The sequence below is a fragment of the Flavobacterium sp. FG19 genome (assembly GCF_057809475.1).
The window spans coordinates 150,645-169,073 of the sequence record NZ_JBMDKA010000003.1 but is presented as its reverse complement, the minus strand read 5'-3'; the positions used below and the strand labels follow the sequence as shown (position 1 = coordinate 169,073).

Here is an 18,429-nt window from a genome sequence, read left to right as displayed (position 1 = left end):
GAATGACAATAGCAAGACATTTTCTATATATAGTATACTAGCGGCCTGCTTAATACAACAGTACAGATTCATCTCTTTCAACCCAAAAGTGTAAAACATAAAAAGTAAATGATGAAATTCAAAGCAGAACAAATAGCAGGTTTACTTGACGGAGAAATCGAAGGAAATCCTAAGGTTGAAGTTTTTAAACTGGCCAAGATAGAAGAGGCAGCAGAAGGGTCGCTGACATTTCTCTCAAATCCTAGATACCTGAAATTTTTGCATTCAACAAAAGCGTCAATTATTATTATGGATTCAAATTTTATTCCTGAACAGCCCCTGTCTGCAACAATTATCAAAGTTGCTGATCCCTATAAATCCTTTACTAGATTGTTAGAATATTACAACGAAGTAAAAATGATGAAATCAGGAATTGAGCAGCCATCTGTGATTTCTGAAGGTGTTCAATATGGAGAAAATCTTTACTTGGGAAGTTTCTGTTATATTGGCTGCAACGTTAAAATTGGACACAATGTAAAGATCTACCCCAACAGTTTTTTGGGAGATAATGTATATATTGGAGACAATAGTGTAGTATATGCCGGAGTACGGATTTATTCTGAAACACAAATAGGAAGAAACTGCATAATACACTCAGGTTCAGTTATCGGATCTGATGGTTTTGGATTTACCGCAGAACAGGATGGAACGTATAAAAAAGTACCCCAGATAGGAAATGTTGTAATTGAAGATAATGTCGAAATAGGCGCGAATACGACCATAGACAGGGCAACTCTAGGTTCTACCGTAATTAGAAATGGAGTAAAGCTTGACAATCAGGTCCATGTAGCCCACAATGTTGAGGTAGGCTCTAATACCATAATAGCGGGACAGACAGGAATTGCCGGTTCGACAAAAATCGGAACAAATTGTATAATCGGCGGACAGGCGGGAATTATTGGTCATTTAAATATAGGTAACAATGTACAGATTCAGGCTCAGTCCGGAGTGACCAAAAGTATAAAAGATAATACTGCAGTTCAGGGAACTCCAAGTATAAATCATAGCGATTTTCACAGATCATACGTTCATTTTAAAAATCTTCCAAAGATTGTAGATGATATTTCTGCTTTAAAAAGACAGCATGAGGCGGAAAGTATTTAGAAGACGTACTTTTGAAGAATTGAAACAGTGGATAAAAAATTTTTACGTGTATTAAGTTGTATTGCTTTTAATGGAATAAAATGACAAATTTTATATTTCAATGAGCATAACTGTGATTACCTATTCGATTATTTAAATTTTAAAAGGCAGTCTAATAATAGACTGCCTTTTATATTAAGACTAATACCTGAGATCTATAGATTTTTGTGTGCTATTCAGTGCTAAATTAACAAGTATATGAAACGATAGCCCGCATCAAAATATCTTTTTGGCCGGCTGATGCTCTTTTTTAAGTTAAGAATCTAAAAATAATTAAGTTGTCAATGGTCTCGTAATTAAAAGACTACATATAAAACTTACAAATAACTTGTTTTTTTAACAAAAATCTTTCCACCCATTTCCTACATTTTTCACTCCTACTTTAAATTACATGGTGTAATTAGTAAATATAAACCTTTTAACTTTTAAAAAATTATGAAGAAAATTATTTTTGTTTTCGCTTTGGGAATGCTCTTTTCATGTGGAGATGATTCTGAAAACCCTCAGCCTTCGGCTGAAGCAGAAGCTATTACTCTTATGAAAGTGCAGGACAAAAGCACTTTAAGTTCTGCACAGATAAAAAAAATCGTGAAGCATCTCGATGAGAAGCCTGAGGATTCCAGATATCTTGCAGTGGGGAATGCTTCAAAGGAAAGGCAGATCCACAGTGAAACTTCTAAAAATACGGCAAAAACAGCCGAATATACAATGGATCAGTATTGGCAGTTGATTCCAATGCAGACAACCAGCCCTGACTATTACGCTAGTTTACAGTTAACAGACTGGCAATCTGGTCCAACAAGGGCGGTGTATGAGTGGACCATGCTTTACAATGCTTTAGGTCTCTTTGATCTGGCTTCAGTGGAAAATTTTGAATTGTGGAATAATGGTACCGGCAGCCAGTATCTTTATCTGTATACCATAAAAAGTGCGGCCCATAGGTCTAGCTATATCAGAGGTTATAGTAATGGAATTGCATGGAATGAAACGAACAACACTGTGTTTCCAGGTACTTCTGGAGCCTATTTCTTTGTGAGCGGTAACTTTAGCGGTGGTGGCCGTTCATTTGGATACGGGTCAAATAAATATATAAATGTAAGTATGATGGTTCAAACCAATGGTGTTTATACAGGTAATTTTTAAACTATGAAATTATTTTCCATCGCTCTTTTTTTTACTGTTTTGCTGGGATATTCTTTTTTTAAGGAAAACAGCGAGGATGGTCCAAAAGGGGTTTATGTCATTTCAGTTACAAGCCCTGGCAAGAAGCCTTTTAGATTTCCTGACGACAGCCTATTTATTTACAAAGGGGCAGCAGTTGAACAGATACTCAGGGTAGATCAAACTTTTTTGGATAATAATAAATCGGTGATAAAGGAATCTTTAGACACATATTATTTTATTGATTTCAAAAAAGGACTGTTCAGAGACATGGGTAAAAATCTGAATAGAAAAGATGCAAAGGCTCAATGGCTGCCGATGAAAGACAAAAAATCTGGATTTGATTTCACCATTCCATGGTATGCAGATGAGAAGTATAAAATCAAGGATACAATTTACAATGGAAAAAAAATAAAAAAAATCCAGTATCAGAATGTAAAAGGGATGCGTTATACAGTACTAATGCGGATGAATTCTTCGAAAGAGCAATTCCCGGTTATTTTTCCAGGCATTGAGGATAGGTTTAAGGCAGATGTAATTAAAATGTTCGTCACCTATCCCGGCCAGCAGGGATCTTGGGTCTATACAAAGAAATTTATTCCACTTAAAAACCATGAAGTCTTTAAGGCTCTGGATAGTAAAAAATCATTCTAAAATCACTTCCAAAAACTCTTTCCCAAATATTGGGCAGTGGCTTAATTTTTATGAAAAGGTGAACTACTTTGTTCACCTTTTTTTGTGGATATTTATGCAGTAATAGGCCTGCCACCAGATCTTGCTTATTGTGTTAAAAGGCATCAGTTTATAGGCAGTCAGACAGGTTAAGCGAACCAGTCTTCTAATAATTATAAAATTAAATCAAGTGGTATGGTTTGTTTCTGCGGTTTACATAGCAGTACATTTCCTCTTTTTTGAGTTCGGGAAAGAATCTTACAGCATCTTCGATTGCATAATTGGGAAGAAAATAGATTTCATTTCGAAGAGCCTTAATTACTTTTTCACGTCCCCTTTTATATTAAGATTTCTTGGCTTTCAATTAGACAGCACATCCTCAGCCATCCTCAGCTCAAGATTGCGCATATCCTCGCTGAGTTTATGTTCAACAACCTTAGCATAGATTTGAGTGGTACGAATACTTGTGTGTCCGAGCATTTTGGACACGCTTTCAATAGGCACACCGTTGCTAAGGGTTACGGTAGTAGCAAAAGTATGCCGTGCAATATGAAAGGTGAGCGTTTTTGTTATTCCGCAGAGGTCAGCAATCTCTTTAAGATAGCCATTCATCCGCTGGTTTGAAATAACAGGAAATACAGTGCCGTTATTCAGAGCCCTTGGATCATCACGGTATTTTTCCATTAGCGCTCTTGCCTTAGGTAATAAGGGTACACGAACACCTATATCCGTTTTGGCCCTGCTCGTTGATATCCATAGGCCTTCGTCAATACCGGTAATGATCTTATTTGGTGTAAGTTCGGCAAGTTCAATATATGAGAGCCCCGTGTAGCAGCTAAATAGGAACATATCCCGCACGCACCTCAGACGTTCTATAGTAAATTCTTTGTTAGCCATCGCAGTAAGTTCCTTAATGTTCAGGGACTCCCGTTCAACTTTGTCAAAATGCTTCTTAAAGCTGGCGAAGGGATCTTTGGCCAGCCAGTCTAATTTGACAGCCATATTTATCATTTTGCGCAGCCTTTCAATATGCTTCATTATGCCATTGTTGTTAAGCGGTTTTTGGTGGTCTGTAGGGACATAATTAAAAAGGAAGCGCTCAAAGTCCAAAATAAACTTGTACTTAAGCTGTGAAAGGAAAATATCATTCCTATAGAGTTTCTCCAAAAGGAATTTTTTCACATACCGCTGTGTGGTATGGTAATTCTTCATGGTTCCCGGAGCAAGTTTATGCATCTGCTGTTCATTATGATATTCCATCAGTGCCATTAAGGTTGGAGTTGTGTTGTCCGTACCTAATACCCGGTCGCGTATCGCAGGACCGTCTATGGCAGCATCATTTAACAGCATCTGCTGATAGGTATTTATGATTTTTGCCTTGAACTGGTTAAGAAACAGGTTGAGTTCAACAATTTCTTTGCGGTTTCCCTTTGCCATACCTTTTCTTTCATCCCATTCGGCAGGTTTAACCGAACGCTTAACTGAAATCTCGGTGCGTTTTCCGTTTACCGTTACTCGGGCACAGATAGGAGCCGAACCTTGAATCGTGATTTTTTGAGTCTTTAGGTAAAAAAGGACTCCGAATGTAATTCCTGCTGTTTTCATATCTCAAAATTTTAATGTTTCAGATCATTTGCACATCAAATGGGTCCCAATAATGCTGAATTTTCTTTTGAGAACTGGCATAATTTGAGAAGCATCAAATGTTAAAATTTGAGTACAACTGACTGATTTGTAAAACATTAAATTGATTTCTGGGACCTAAAGATAAAAAAAGAAAAGGGGTAGCCGAATAGGTCCCATTTTCTTTGATATAACTTGAATATTTTGGAGTTGAATAAAAAGAAAAACCCCTTAAATCATTGGATTTAAGGGGTTTTGACTGCCTTTGAAAGGCTCTTTAGTCGGGGTGGCAGGATTCGAACCTGCGGCCTTCCCGATCTCAATCGGGACTCGATAACCGTTCGATTGTATAGGTTTGAGTTTGTTGCAAAAAAAAAGTCTTTCCAAATAAATGAAAAGACTTTTGTCGGGGAGACAGGATTTGAACCTACGGCCTTCCCGATCTGAATCGGGACTCGATAACCGTTCGCTTGTATAAGTTTGAGTTTGTTGCAAAAAAAAAAGTCTTTTCAAAATTGAAAAGACTTTTGTCGGGGTGGCAGGATTCGAACCTGCGGCCTCCTGCTCCCAAAGCAGGCGCGATAACCGGGCTACGCTACACCCCGAAGATGTATTTGTAATACTGCCCGAAAGCGGATGCAAATATAGTAATAAATTTTATTTACAAAAGGAAAAATCGAAAATAAATAAAACTTATTTGCAGATAGCTATTTCAGATTTATTTTAGACGTTATTTTTTATAATAAAGTTTACATTTGCATCACAAAAAAACTATTCATATTATGTCAGATACAATTGAAAAAATTAAATGCCTTATTATAGGTTCCGGTCCTGCAGGATATACTGCAGCTATTTATGCAGCCAGAGCAAACATGAATCCGGTTTTATATCAGGGAATGCAGCCGGGAGGTCAGTTAACGACCACTAATGAAGTAGAAAATTTTCCAGGTTATGTTGATGGTGTTACGGGACCGGAAATGATGATTCAGTTACAGGAACAGGCCAAACGTTTTGGTGCTGATATCCGTGACGGCTGGGCTACAAAAGTTGATTTTTCAGGAGACATTCATAAAGTATGGATTAATGACGCAATCGAATTACACTGTGAAACGGTTATTATTTCAACAGGTGCTTCGGCTAAATATTTAGGATTACCGTCAGAACAGCATTATTTAAATATGGGAGGAGGCGTTTCTGCCTGTGCTGTGTGCGACGGTTTCTTCTACAAAAATCAGGACGTTGTGATTGTCGGAGCAGGAGATTCAGCTTGTGAAGAAGCACATTACTTATCTAAACTTTGTAAAAAAGTGACCATGTTAGTTAGAAGTGAAAAATTCAGAGCTTCTAAAATTATGGAAGAACGTGTTCGTAAAACAGAAAACATCGAAATTTTAATGAATCACGATACAGTTGAAGTTTTAGGAGATAATAATGTTGTTCACGCTATTAAAGCCTTAAACAAAACAACTGGAGAAACAATTGAAATTCCGGCAACAGGGTTCTTCGTAGCGATTGGACACAAACCTAATACAGATATTTTTAAAGATTACATTACTCTTGATGAAACAGGGTACATCGTAAATACTCCAGGGACATCTAAAACCAATGTTGAGGGTGTTTTTGTAGCCGGTGATGCCGCAGACCATGTTTACCGTCAGGCTATTACTGCTGCCGGAACAGGATGTATGGCTGCATTGGATGCTGAAAGATATTTAGCTTCAAAAGAGTAAATTAGCAGCAGTGTTCAATAACAGTTTTCAGTTTTTTACTGGAATTTAATTGGAAATACAACTATAAACAAAAAGCCCCGATCTTAAATGATTGGGGCTTTTTGCTTTTATAAGTTTCAGACTGAACACTGTCACTCTGAATACCGTGACTGAACACCGCGGCTTTACTTAATCTTCTTAATCAGTTTAGCTTCTTCAGAAAAACGGGTCAATTCGATTTTTGGATTTCCAAACAAAGATAATTCTGCTTTGTCACTAACAGCTATTGAAACGGTAGTTTCTGCAAAAATAGTGGCTACAGCATTGTTTTCAACCGTTACGCTGGCATCCTTTAAAGTAAATTTTGTTCCGGTGAAAACCGAATTGTTATCTAACCGGATAGTCGCTTTTTCGGCTATACCCTCAATTGCAGCTGTTGCTTTTTGGTATAAATCACATTTGAATTTTATAGCCGATACTAAAGTTTTTACAGAAGAATTTTTACTTAGCTGTAAATTTCCGTCGTCTGCTTTCAGGTTTAATTCTGTTTTTGATTTGTCATCGGCAATCAGGCTGAATTTTTTAGAGTTTACGTTCAGGTACAGTTTTGAATAATCAAAACTATTAAAAGTGATATCGTCTAACTGAATTTCCTGGATGGCGTATACTTTGGAATCGTTTTTAGTGATTACTTTATTCAGGGAACCCGTATACGTAACTTTTACAGAAAGTTTTTTAAAAATGGTGCTTTCTTTTGAAGTATACAAACGAAGTGTTTTATCTCTTAAATCCATTCCGATAATTTCATGCAGGTTATCATCTGCTTCAATTTTGATTTCGTTTTTCTCTCCTTTTTCGAGATATACTTCTAAATTATCATCGACTTCAAGAGCATCAAAACTTTCTGTTTCTTTAACAGATGTGGTTACCGCTTTAGATCCTTTTATTTTTTCTCTTTTTTGTGCAAACGTTACTGTGGTCACCAAAAGTAACAGTAATAGCGCTGTATTTTTTTTCATTAATTTCAGATTTGATTTTAGCAAATATAAAAAAATCATCCACTTTTGATGAATGATTTCTTTTATATTTAACAGTTAGGGAATATTAGCTTTGACTTACACTTCCTCCTGAACTTGTTGTTTTATCCAGTTTTTTAGGAACATTACTGTAATTAACATTACCACCACTGCTGGCCTGTGCTTTAAGGCTTAAAATAGGGTGAACTTTTACAACCGACCCGCTGCTGGCATCAGCATCAACATCATTGGCCTTTAAATCTCCGGCTTCGATAGAGGCTCCGCTTGATGCTGAAGCCTGTGCTTTTAGAGCTTTTCCTTTTACGTCAATGGAGCTTCCGCTGCTGGATTGACAGGAAACATTATCGGCTTCCACATTTACGTTTATTGATGCGGCACTTGAAGTTTCCAGTTCCAGGTTTTCTCCCAAAAGAATACTTTTACCGGAAACAGTAGAAGCACTCGAAGCTTCAATTTTGCTTATATGAGGCATTTTTACCGTTACCTTTTTCATGCTGATGTTACGAAATGAGTTGAATTTACATTTAACAACAAGGGTCCCGTTTTCAACTCTGGTAATGATTTCTTTCTGGAGGTTATCATCAGCTTCGACAACAATGCCAACTGAATCAGATTGTTCGATCACCAAATCGATGGCATTGCTTACAGAGATATTTTTGAAATCGCCCTGTACGGTTCTTTTTTCAGTTGTTACGTTACCGCTTCCTTCAATGGCATTCATGTTAAAATTACATGAGGCAAACAATAATGCGGTAATGGTCGCAATAATGAATTTAGTAATGTGAATGATTATTTTTATCATGGCTTTAATTGTTAGTTAATTTTTATAATAACGCCTTCTTTATCGGTTGTTAATCTGCCTTTGGTTCTTTTACCGTTTAGCACTTCTTTTCCGTTGATTTTAACGGATACTTCTTTTATAGTGTCAGTGTCGGTATCGTTTTCATTCTCGTAATCATTTTCATAGTCATTATCATTCTCGTAATCACTGTGATTATTATTGCTTTCCGGACAGTTCAGGCATTCTGCTTTTGAACCGATAACTTTATAATTGTAATTCCCTTCAGAATTCAGGTTTAAAAAACCATCGTCGTAACTAAAGTAATCGTTCACCGAGGTGTCTGGTTTAAGTAGTTGGCTTTCCGGTAAGTACAGGTAGATGTCAACTTGCTGACCTCTTAGTTTATTCTTAACACCTGTCAGAAAATAATTATCCAAAATTAAATGATTTCCGTCAATCTGAAACTTGTAATCAATTTTTTCTGCTCTTTTTTTAGCATTGGTAAAAGAATTTCCTCTTGCGCTTTTTTCAATCTGAATAAATGGTACCGCATGATCTGTATGTAAAACATGCAGGTGGACATCGTTAGAGTAAATCAGTTCATTGTTGACTGAATCCTGTACAAAATCAAAATTCTTTCTATGATTCAGACTTTTTGTGTAATAGTCATTGTATCTGAATTTTACAAATAAAGTATCCGTTGGTTGTATGCTTAAAACTTTTTTCTCAATTATTTTATTGTTGTGCGAAACTTCAGTAGCCTGTTTAAGAATGATGCTTACTAAAATGGCAATCGCAATAATCCAGACAGCCAGTAAGGTGTATTTGGTAATAGTACCAATTGATTTCAGGTTGGGAGATAACAGTTTGAAACCTAAAAGTGTCAGGAAGAAAAACGGAATTCCAACCACAAAAAACATTAGCAGACCAAAGGACCAGATAGGATATTCGGTAAAGTTTCCGGCCTGAATAAAGTTCTGCCACGGAAATTCAACAAAAAGGTTAGTTCCCAGGGTAAAAACCCCAATCAAAAGCATAATCAGAGTAGAGATTCCGGCTATGATTAAAACCACTCCTAAAAATTTGGCGAAGATTTTAAAAACCGTCATTATAAAGTCTCCAAAGGAACTGCTGATTCTTTCAGCCCCTGATTTTACCTGGTTTCCCATTTTGTCGTAATCAGCATTTTTGATTTTTTCAGACAGAGAGTCTATTTCTTCACGGACTTTTTTTTCGATGTTCGAAATGGTAACCGGTTCTCCTGTCATCTCTAATTTTTCAGAAGTGGTAACGGCTTCAGGTGTTACAATCCAAAGCACGAAGTAAACCAGTATACCGGTTCCGAAACCAGCAAAAACAAAGATTAAGAATGCGATTTTAACCCATACGGCATCAATTCCGAAATAGTGGCCCAAACCTGTAGCGACTCCTCCCATCATACCATTTTCTTTATCCCGGTATAATTTTTTGTGGCTTCTTTTGCTGTAATTATTGTAAGACTGGTTTGGTGTTTCCTCGTCTTCGATTCGGTAATCTTCCGGCTGTCCCATAACAGCAATCACTTCATCAACGTCTTTCAGTCCTACAACATGTTTCTCGCTTTTTTGTTTTTCTGTTAGTAATTCAGAAACACGCAGTTCGATATCTTTAATGATTTCATCTTGTCCGGATGAGTTGTTCAGTGATCGTTTTATAGCGTCAAAATAGCGTGATAATTTTAAATATGCATCTTCATCGATGTGAAAAAACATACCGCCTAAGTTAATATTTACTGTTTTGTTCATGACTTATTGATTTTGATTGGTGATTAGATTTACGGCATCAGACAATTCTGTCCAGGTACCGCTGAGTTCTTTTAAAAATGTTTGTCCTATTTCGGTTAATCCATAATATTTTCGCGGCGGCCCCGAGGTCGATTCTTCCCAGCGATAATTAAGTAAACCGTCATTTTTTAATCTGGTTAACAACGGATAAACAGTTCCTTCTACAACTAGTAATTTTGCGTTTTTTAAAGTGTCTAATATTTCAGATGTATATGCGTCTTTTTCTTTTAAGACTGATAAGATGCAAAATTCAAGAACACCTTTGCGCATCTGTGCTTTTGTGTTTTCAATGTTCATAATTTCATTTTGTTTTTTTTTGATTGAACAATTCGTTTTTTGATTGATGGTGATTGCTTCGTCAATTTGGGCAAAGCTCTCGGGTGATTGATTGATGATTGATTGCGAATGTATTCTGTCTGAATTCGTTCGTATAACTTTTAACCTTTTAGAAGATTACTTTATAAAAGGAATCGTAATTGGATATTTGTACAATTCTCCGTTTGAAGCTTTTATAGAAGCGTAGATTACTAAAAAGAATTCAACAAATTTTAATAATCCGAAAAGTATAACAGCTGTTATGCCTATACTTAAAATTCCAATGTTTCCTTCGAAGTTGAAATTTCTAATCACAAGATTCTCGTTGTACATGAATGCTTCGATTGGAATGTTTTGTAAAACTACAGTTATAAAAATTGGAACTGCAATTAAAGCTAAAACCAAAGTATAAAGCAATAAACTCAATTGAAAGTTCAGTGCCTGTTTGCCATGATGGTTTACAAATTCTGATTTGTCTTTGTAACTTGACCAGATAATAATTGGGAAAATGTAATTTCCAAACGGAATAATGTATTGAGTTAATGTACTTAAATGTGTGAATGCCGAAGTATTCTTTTCTGATGATTTTTCCATGATGAGTGGTATTGATGATTGAATGATTAAAAGCATATAGTAATTTCTTATGCAAATATATGTCTAAAAGACAGTATCTTGTTTTGCATAGTACTAATTATTAACAAAAATTTAACAATTTAAAAAGTAAGAATATGGATTTAAATTGTTGAAAATCATTCGGAAGTATTGAATTTACTGAGGTCTTTCTGATAATTGAATAATTTATTGTGCATGCATAGTTTTTTTGTATTTTTACATAAAAAAATAAATCACATGGCACTTTCTGTATCAAAACTTAATAAGTTCGTTCTGTTTAAACTTCCTTCTGCCTACTTCTGCGGCGTACGTGTTAAGGATATAAACGATTCCAGTTGTACCGTAACAGTCAAACACAGATGGATTAACCAAAATCCATTTAACTCGATGTATTTTGCGGTTCAGGCTATGGCGGCAGAATTGACGACTGGGGCTTTGGTTATTTCTCAAATTCAGCAGAGCGGAAAGAAAATATCCATGTTAGTAGCCAATAACAAAGGAAACTTCACTAAAAAAGCAACGGGAAAAATTACTTTTGTGTGTAACGACGGGTATTTAATTGCCGATGCTATCAAAAAAACAATCGAAACCGGAGAAGGACAGACGTTCTGGATGAAATCTATCGGAACTAACGAGGAAGGAGTTCAGGTTTCGGAAATGGATTTTGAATGGAGTATTAGAGTGAAATAGGATTTTGTCTGCCACGAATTACACGAATTTACACGAATTATTTTTATTTAAAATTTGTGCTAATTCGTGTAATTCGTGGCGAAAAAACATAAAAAAAGGCTTCGAATTGTTCGAAGCCTTTTACTTTATAATTTACTGTTACTTTTTAGTACAGCAAGATTTTTTATCTTTTTTGTCGGCTGTCTTTTTACAACAAGATTCTTTTTTAGCTTTATCTTTTGATGCCGGTTTTGTGTCCTGAGCACTTACGCTAATTGTAAATAAAGCAACGGTAACGATTGTAATTACTTTTGTCATTTTGTTTTAATTGTTTTTTGTTAGAAGAATTATAATTGAGTGAATCAAATATAGATTGATTTATTGTTTGTAAGAATATATTTATTGTTAATGTTTTTGTAAAAGTGACTTTTAGTTATTTTGGAAAAAATCATCATCAATTTTAATGTTTAACGATTTCATGACTATGCCATTATAATTTTCTTTAAGTAAATTACTTATTGCGTTTTGTGATTTATAGACAATTTTATAATTATCATTTTCAATTTCAATGCTTTTGATAGATTTGCTGATTTCGCTAATATTTTCATCGTTCCATCTTCCTCTTCCAAAATAAATGTGACCTTCTTTTTCTTCCGGATTATGCGGAATTAATTTAAAAACAATTGAATCTCCTTTTTTCATCTCATCTAATTGATTGTTTTTAATTGCCGAATTGATAGTCAGTTTTACTTTTACGTTGCTTTCACCTTTATTAGTAAAAAGAATACCTTGTGAAGGATCACAACTTGTTAAAAGAAAAGTTGAAAAGGACAATAATAAGAAATTTACTTTTTTCATTTTTACTTATTTCGAAGATTATACGATCTCTTTATTAAATATTGAACAAGTATAGTTATTAGTAAAACAGAGAGAATAAGTAATTCTGTAAAAACTAATCCAACAAAAGGCATTCCACATCTGATTCGTCCATTTGATTCTTGATTAAGTTTATGCTCAAGGAATGCATAGGCCCAATAAGAAAAAGCAATTTGCAAAAGAAAATTAATTATGCTGATTTTAGCAAAATTTAATTTTATCCTTCTCGCATAGTCTTTAATTCCAAAAATAAGCTGTAAGATCAAAGGTAGAAAAAGCAGTAAAAAAGGATTGAAGTCAAACATAAGGTTAATTTTAGATTGGTTTTTAGCTGTTTCTTCTCAACCAAAATTAATGCCAATTCAAATTTCTAAACCATATAAGTTATATAAGTAAATTATTTTTATTAAATGAATCTAAATCACTTAATATGGTTCAAAAACAAATCAATAATTCAAATTAACCCCAAAACCAATTCCCATATCGCTGTCATAATGAGTTGTAATTCCAAAGTTTCGGGCAACGATGTATTTTAGTCCTGCCATATATTCTTTATCCGTATTCCACATTAAATTCATTCGAAGTCGTTGTGAAAGCGGAATATCTTTTCGTTCAAATTGCACTCTTACATTTCCATCGGTATAAACCTCAACTTGTGCCTTTATGAGCATTGGCAACGTATATTCGGCACCTAAACTGAAAACGGAACGATTGTCTTTAGTGTTTTTCTGTCCGAAGAGATTTTGTTCCTGTTCGTCCATTCCCATTTTTCGGTAGCGCCAGTCAAAACCGATGAAAGGCATCAACCATTGATTTTTTCCAATATAACGTCCAATATGCGTTTCAGTTTCATAACCGTGTTTGTCATTGTAACCCAATCTCCATTCTGTACCGATGCTCCATCTTGTGTTGCTGAACATCGCTTCACCATCATTTCCATTCGTAGCAAAATCATTTTCTCCCATAAAATGAAACATACGATCATCCATTTTCAACATTTTGAAAGCCATTTCAGGATGATGAATTAACGGATTTGGTGTTGAATTTTCATAACTAAAAATTCTTCCCATTCCAGCCATCATGTGGTATAAAATATGACAGTGAAAAAACCAATCACCATCTGCATTTGCCTGAAACTCGATCGTATCGGTTTCCATTGGCATAATATCAATTACGTTTTTCAAAGGAGAATAATCCCCATGTTCATTGATAATTCTAAAATCATGTCCGTGTAAATGCATTGGGTGGCGCATCATGGAACCATTGTATAAAACAATACGAACGTTTTCTCCTTTTTTGATTAAGATTTTATCGGTTTCAGAAACTACTTTATTATCCAAACTCCAAACGTAACGATTCATATTTCCAGAAAGCGTAAAACGTAATTCTTTTACAGGAGCGTCTTTTGGAAGATTGGTTTTAAAAGGAGATTTCAGCATTTCGTAATTCAAAGTCACGATTTCAGAAGTTTCAATGCTGTCACTTTCCATCTTCATATCATCCATATTATGATTCGAATGATCCATTGCAGGTTTTGCATTTTCATCTTCGCCCGAAATTTCTGGATACATTACGGCATTCATGTCCATTTTGTTCAGAGACATATTCATGCCCATATCGTTCATTTCGCCGTTCATTTTCATCATGTCGTTCATCATTTTCATGCCTTCAAAATATTTTAATTTCGAAAGATGATGAACAGGCTGTTTGTCTCCATTTCCTAAAAACAAAGAAGCAGATCCCGTTCTGTCTTCGGCTGTAGCCAAAAAAGCAAAAGATTTATTGTCTTCAGGAATTGTAACGACAACATCATAAGTTTCAGAAACCGCAATAATCAAACGATCGAATTCTACAGGTTCTACATCATTTCCATCACTGGCCACAACGGTAATTTTTCCTCCTCCGTAGGTTAGCCAGAAATAACTGGAAGCACCGCCATTGGCAATTCGCAATCGAACTTTTGAGCCTGGTTTCAGATCTGAAAACTGCTGTTCGTTTTTCCCGTTGATTAGAAACTTTTCGTAATAAACATCACTGACATCCATGGCATTCATTCGTTTCCATTCGTTGGTCACTTTGGTCGAAAAATGTCCTTGTTTTAAAGCTTCAAAATAACTTTGAGTGGTTCCTTTTTTTATAGCAAACCAATCATTGGCATTGTGAAGCATTCGCTGAATATTCTCAGGTTTTAAATCAGACCATTCGCTTAAAATAACCGGAATCGTTGGCAAATCATCAATTCCTTTTCTGATAGTGGAATCGTCTTTTTTCTTATTGATGATAAAAAGTCCGTACAAACCAATTTGTTCCTGAAGTCCAGAATGACTGTGATACCAATAGGTTCCGTTTTGAATAATTGGAAAAGTGTATTTATGCGTTGTTCCGGGTTCAATTGGCATTTGAGTTAAATAGGGAACTCCGTCTTCTTTATTGGGTAGAAATAATCCATGCCAATGCATCGAAGTGGTTTCCTTTTTTAATTCGTTGTGGACATAAATTTCTGCGATATCCCCTTCGGTAAAAGTCAGAGTCGGCATCGGAATTTGTCCGTTTACTGCAATTGCACGTTTTTCTTTACCCGAAAAGTTGACAACCGTATCGCGAACATGCAAATCGTAACGCACGACTTCCTGCGCCTTTAGCTGAAAAGCGATTAAGAAAAGTATAAACAGATATTTGGTTTTCATGATAAATTATAATTTTAAAATAGTTGAGTCAAATTGAACACAATTATTTTAAACACATAGAGACATAGATTTTTTTGTCTAAAAAAAGAGAATAAAAGAAACTAGTTTCCACACATAGCTATGTGTATTGATGCAAGTGAAACGCCTTTACACACAATGCAAAACTATGTTTCTATGTGTTTAAAAATAATTACTCTCCAACTTACAATTTTAAATTTCTCAATCGTAAAGCATTCACGATTACTGAAACTGAACTTAAACTCATTGCAACGGCAGCCAACATTGGCGAAAGCAAGATTCCTAAAAACGGATATAAAATTCCAGCCGCAATTGGTACGCCCAATGTATTATAAATAAATGCAAAGAATAAATTCTGTTTGATATTGGACATTACAGCATGGCTGAGGTTTTTAGCTTTTACAATTCCGTTTAAATCGCCTTTAACCAAAGTAATTTTAGCACTTTCGATGGCAACATCAGTTCCGGTTCCCATTGCAATTCCTATATTAGATTGGGCCAAAGCAGGTGCATCATTGATTCCGTCGCCCGCCATAGCAACGATTTTTCCCTGAGATTGCAGGCGTTCAATTTCTTTCAATTTATCTTCCGGAAGGCAATCGGCTTTAAAAGAACTCAACTGTAAATGATTGGCAACCGCTTTTGCAGTGTTATGATTATCTCCAGTCATCATGATCACCTCAACGCCCTGAGCAATTAATTCTTTAATTGCTTTTGCGCTGTTTTCTTTGATGGCATCGGTAATGGCAACATAACCTAAAACTTCTTTTTCAATAGATATATATGAAATGGTTTTTCCTAAATTTTGTTCAGCAGTAACTTTTTGTTCTAAGTCAGAAGAAATAGCGGCGCCAATTTCATCCATTAATTTTTTGTTTCCTAAAGCAACTTTTTTGTTTTCGATAGTTCCCAAAACACCTTTTCCGGCAATCGTTTCAAAACCCTGAACTTCTTTGAATGCACTATCTTTTGCTTTCGCGAAATTGACTACGGCCTGCGCCAAAGGATGCTCGCTATGCTGATTCAACGAAGCAATATTTTCGAGTAGAAAATCTTCGTTATTATTGATGGCAACTATTTTTTCAACCGATGGTTTTCCTTCCGTAATTGTTCCAGTTTTATCCGTTATTAAAACATCAATTTTATTCATGTTTTCTAGCGCTTCGGCATTTTTAATCAGGATTCCGTTTTGAGCACCTTTCCCAACTCCAACCATAACAGACATTGGAGTTGCTAATCCAAGTGCACAAGGACAAGCTATAATTAAAACCGCAATAGCATTAATTAATCCGTAAACATAGGCAGGTTCTGGACCAAATTTTGCCCAGACAAAAAAGGTTACAATCGAAATGATAACTACTGTTGGTACAAAATATTTAGAAACCTTATCCGCTAATTTCTGAATGGGAGCACGAGATCGGCTGGCATCATTTACCATTTGGATAATCTGCGAGAGCATGGTTTCAGAACCTACTTTTTCAGCAATCATGACAAATGATTTGGTACCGTTTATAGTTCCCGAAATAACAGTATCTCCCACTTTTTTATCAACTGGAATTGGTTCTCCCGTAATCATAGATTCATCGATACTGCTTTCGCCAAAAAAGATTTTTCCATCAACAGGAATTTTCTCTCCCGGTTTTACGCGTAATAAATCGTCTTTTTTGATGTTGTGAATGGAGATTACTTTGTCAATCCCTTTTTCGACTAAAGTCGCTTCAGTTGGGGCTAATTTTAATAATTCTTTGATTGCGCTATTCGTTTGTCCATGCGCTTTGGCTTCCAGTAATTGTCCTAATAAAACTAAAGTGATAATTACCGTTGCAGCTTCAAAATACAAATGAATCGTTCCGTGATGCGATTTGAATTCATCTGGGAAAATATCAGGAAAAAACATTCCGACAATACTAAACAGGAAAGCCACACTTGTCCCGATTCCGATTAGTGTAAACATATTTAGATTCCATGTTACAATGGATTTGTAAGCACGAACGAAAAACATCCAACCCGCATAAAACAAAACAGGAATCGAGAATAAAAGCTGTACCCAATTCCATTTTTCAATTGACATGATATTGTAAAGCGGATTATTCGGAATCATTTCTGACATTGAGATAATGAAAATAGGAAGCGTAAACAGAATCGCAATTTTCATTTTTTTCAGTAAATCAGTATAGGTTTTGTTTTCTTCACTTTCTGAAGCCTGCATCGGAACTAAATCCATTCCGCAAATAGGACAGTCGCCCGGTTCGTTTGAAACAATTTCAGGATGCATTGGGCAAGTAAATTGTGTTGCTGTGATGACAACTTGTGGTACTAAATCCATTCCACAAACCGGACAGTCTCCGGGTTTGTTATACGTTTTGTCGCCTTCGCAATGCATTGGACAATAATAAACGCCATTTGCACTGTGCTGATGTACTTTTTTAGTTGCTGTTTTATGATGATCGTGGTTCTCTTTTTTATGAGCCGAACAGCAAGATTTAACCGCTGTTTCAGAATGGTTCTTAGGAGAATCCATTTCAATGGTATAATTTCCTGCCGCAGACAAAACTTCTTGAAATTTTTCTGTCGGAACATGCTTGTCCATTGTGATGGTAGCCGTTGGCGGATTTAATGTTACTTCTGCCTGAACGCCTTCGACTTCATTTAAAGTTTTCTCGACTTTGGTTCGGCATCCATTGCAGGACATTCCTGAAATTATATATTGATGAGTCATTGTATTGGTTTTTAAGTATTACAATGCAAATTTCTGAACTATTGGCGAGTTCGGTTTGTATAATTTTGAGAATGATTTGTAAGATTTACTAAATGTTGTTTTTTAACCGCAAAGAGCGCAAGGGTTTTTTGATATGCTGGGTTTTTATAAAAAACGCAAAGTTCGCAAAGCTTTGTCTTAAAATGATTTTGGAAACCATGAAAAAAAGTTAGCCACAGATTAAAAAGATTAGCACAGATTTTTTAAATCCTTTTAATCCTTATAATCTGTGGCTAAATAAAAAAAGCTTAGCTCCCGATAGCTATCGGGAGCTAAGCTTTGTCTATATAACTTTGCGAACTGAATCTAAACATAACCCAAGGTTTCAACCTTGGGAAACGTATTGTGATGAATTTGTTCCGAGATAATTATTTAGAGACGAAGGATTGCGTTCCAATGGTTGAAACCATTGGCTATGTTTACAATCTTTGCAATAAAGTTTTCACGCAGATTTTCCAGATAGAGCAGATTTAATTTGCAAATAAATATCTGCAGAATCTGCTTAA

At 35.5% G+C, this 18,429-nt stretch carries 15 protein-coding genes and 1 tRNA gene; 5 read left to right on the top strand and 11 right to left on the bottom strand.

The genetic code is table 11. The features are described from left to right. The first annotated feature begins 111 nt into the window (after positions 1–111). From lpxD to ACODST_RS04405, 3 genes are all read left to right on the top strand, one after another. The gene (gene lpxD, locus ACODST_RS04415; RefSeq protein ID WP_488931085.1) at positions 112–1,143 is read left to right on the top strand and encodes a UDP-3-O-(3-hydroxymyristoyl)glucosamine N-acyltransferase; all 1,032 of its coding nucleotides are present in this window, start codon (positions 112–114) and stop codon (positions 1,141–1,143) included. Positions 1,144–1,650: 507 nt separating this feature from the next. Next, positions 1,651–2,325 (top strand): hypothetical protein, encoded by a 675-nt coding sequence (locus ACODST_RS04410; RefSeq protein WP_488930897.1) that lies wholly within the window; start codon positions 1,651–1,653, stop codon positions 2,323–2,325. A gap of 3 nt (positions 2,326–2,328) precedes the next feature. Continuing rightward, positions 2,329–2,997, top strand: a complete 669-nt coding sequence (locus ACODST_RS04405) for a hypothetical protein (RefSeq protein WP_488930896.1) — start codon at positions 2,329–2,331, stop codon at positions 2,995–2,997. 378 nt (positions 2,998–3,375) lie between these two features. On the opposite strand, the gene ACODST_RS04400 is transcribed toward ACODST_RS04405, so the two are convergent. Together ACODST_RS04400 and ACODST_RS04395 are read right to left on the bottom strand one after the other, a co-directional pair. Further along, positions 3,376–4,620, bottom strand: a complete 1,245-nt coding sequence (locus ACODST_RS04400) for a site-specific integrase (RefSeq protein WP_488930895.1) — start codon at positions 4,618–4,620, stop codon at positions 3,376–3,378. A 548-nt stretch (positions 4,621–5,168) separates the two neighbouring features. After that, a tRNA-Pro gene (locus ACODST_RS04395) sits at positions 5,169–5,243 on the bottom strand. A 177-nt stretch (positions 5,244–5,420) separates the two neighbouring features. Between ACODST_RS04395 and trxB the strand changes: the two genes are divergently transcribed. Further along, the gene (trxB, locus tag ACODST_RS04390) at positions 5,421–6,368 is read left to right on the top strand and encodes a thioredoxin-disulfide reductase (protein ID WP_488930894.1); all 948 of its coding nucleotides are present in this window, start codon (positions 5,421–5,423) and stop codon (positions 6,366–6,368) included. Between the two features lie 164 nt (positions 6,369–6,532). Here the strand turns inward: trxB and ACODST_RS04385 are convergent, their stop codons facing one another. The 5 genes from ACODST_RS04385 to ACODST_RS04365 form a co-directional block, all read right to left on the bottom strand. Then, the gene (locus tag ACODST_RS04385) at positions 6,533–7,366 is read right to left on the bottom strand and encodes a GIN domain-containing protein (RefSeq protein ID WP_488930893.1); all 834 of its coding nucleotides are present in this window, start codon (positions 7,364–7,366) and stop codon (positions 6,533–6,535) included. A gap of 85 nt (positions 7,367–7,451) precedes the next feature. Next, a complete protein-coding gene (locus ACODST_RS04380) occupies positions 7,452–8,186 on the bottom strand; it encodes a head GIN domain-containing protein (protein WP_488930892.1) in 735 nt (244 codons plus the stop codon). An 11-nt stretch (positions 8,187–8,197) separates the two neighbouring features. Further along, the gene (locus tag ACODST_RS04375) at positions 8,198–9,949 is read right to left on the bottom strand and encodes a PspC domain-containing protein (RefSeq protein WP_488930891.1); all 1,752 of its coding nucleotides are present in this window, start codon (positions 9,947–9,949) and stop codon (positions 8,198–8,200) included. Positions 9,950–9,952: 3 nt separating this feature from the next. Continuing rightward, positions 9,953–10,285: a PadR family transcriptional regulator gene (locus ACODST_RS04370; protein ID WP_121328994.1), complete on the bottom strand. Its 333-nt coding sequence runs from the start codon at positions 10,283–10,285 to the stop codon at positions 9,953–9,955. Positions 10,286–10,441: 156 nt separating this feature from the next. After that, the gene (locus tag ACODST_RS04365; protein WP_488930890.1) at positions 10,442–10,897 is read right to left on the bottom strand and encodes a DUF4870 domain-containing protein; all 456 of its coding nucleotides are present in this window, start codon (positions 10,895–10,897) and stop codon (positions 10,442–10,444) included. A 255-nt stretch (positions 10,898–11,152) separates the two neighbouring features. Between ACODST_RS04365 and ACODST_RS04360 the strand changes: the two genes are divergently transcribed. Then, positions 11,153–11,605, top strand: coding sequence for a DUF4442 domain-containing protein (locus ACODST_RS04360; RefSeq protein WP_488930889.1), 453 nt, complete (start codon positions 11,153–11,155; stop codon positions 11,603–11,605). Positions 11,606–11,743: 138 nt separating this feature from the next. On the opposite strand, the gene ACODST_RS04355 is transcribed toward ACODST_RS04360, so the two are convergent. From ACODST_RS04355 to ACODST_RS04340, 4 genes are all read right to left on the bottom strand, one after another. Continuing rightward, entirely contained in the window at positions 11,744–11,902 is a 159-nt protein-coding gene (locus ACODST_RS04355) for a hypothetical protein (RefSeq protein WP_167398259.1), read from the bottom strand. Positions 11,903–12,013: 111 nt separating this feature from the next. Further along, a complete protein-coding gene (locus ACODST_RS04350) occupies positions 12,014–12,442 on the bottom strand; it encodes a hypothetical protein (RefSeq protein WP_488930888.1) in 429 nt (142 codons plus the stop codon). A 464-nt stretch (positions 12,443–12,906) separates the two neighbouring features. Next, positions 12,907–15,147 carry a multicopper oxidase family protein gene (locus ACODST_RS04345; protein ID WP_488930887.1) on the bottom strand — a complete coding sequence of 747 codons (2,241 nt, stop codon included), beginning with the start codon at positions 15,145–15,147 and terminating at the stop codon, positions 12,907–12,909. A 202-nt stretch (positions 15,148–15,349) separates the two neighbouring features. After that, complete coding sequence (locus ACODST_RS04340; protein WP_488930886.1) at positions 15,350–17,884, bottom strand: heavy metal translocating P-type ATPase; 2,535 nt, start codon at positions 17,882–17,884, stop codon at positions 15,350–15,352. Positions 17,885–18,429 lie beyond the last annotated feature (545 nt).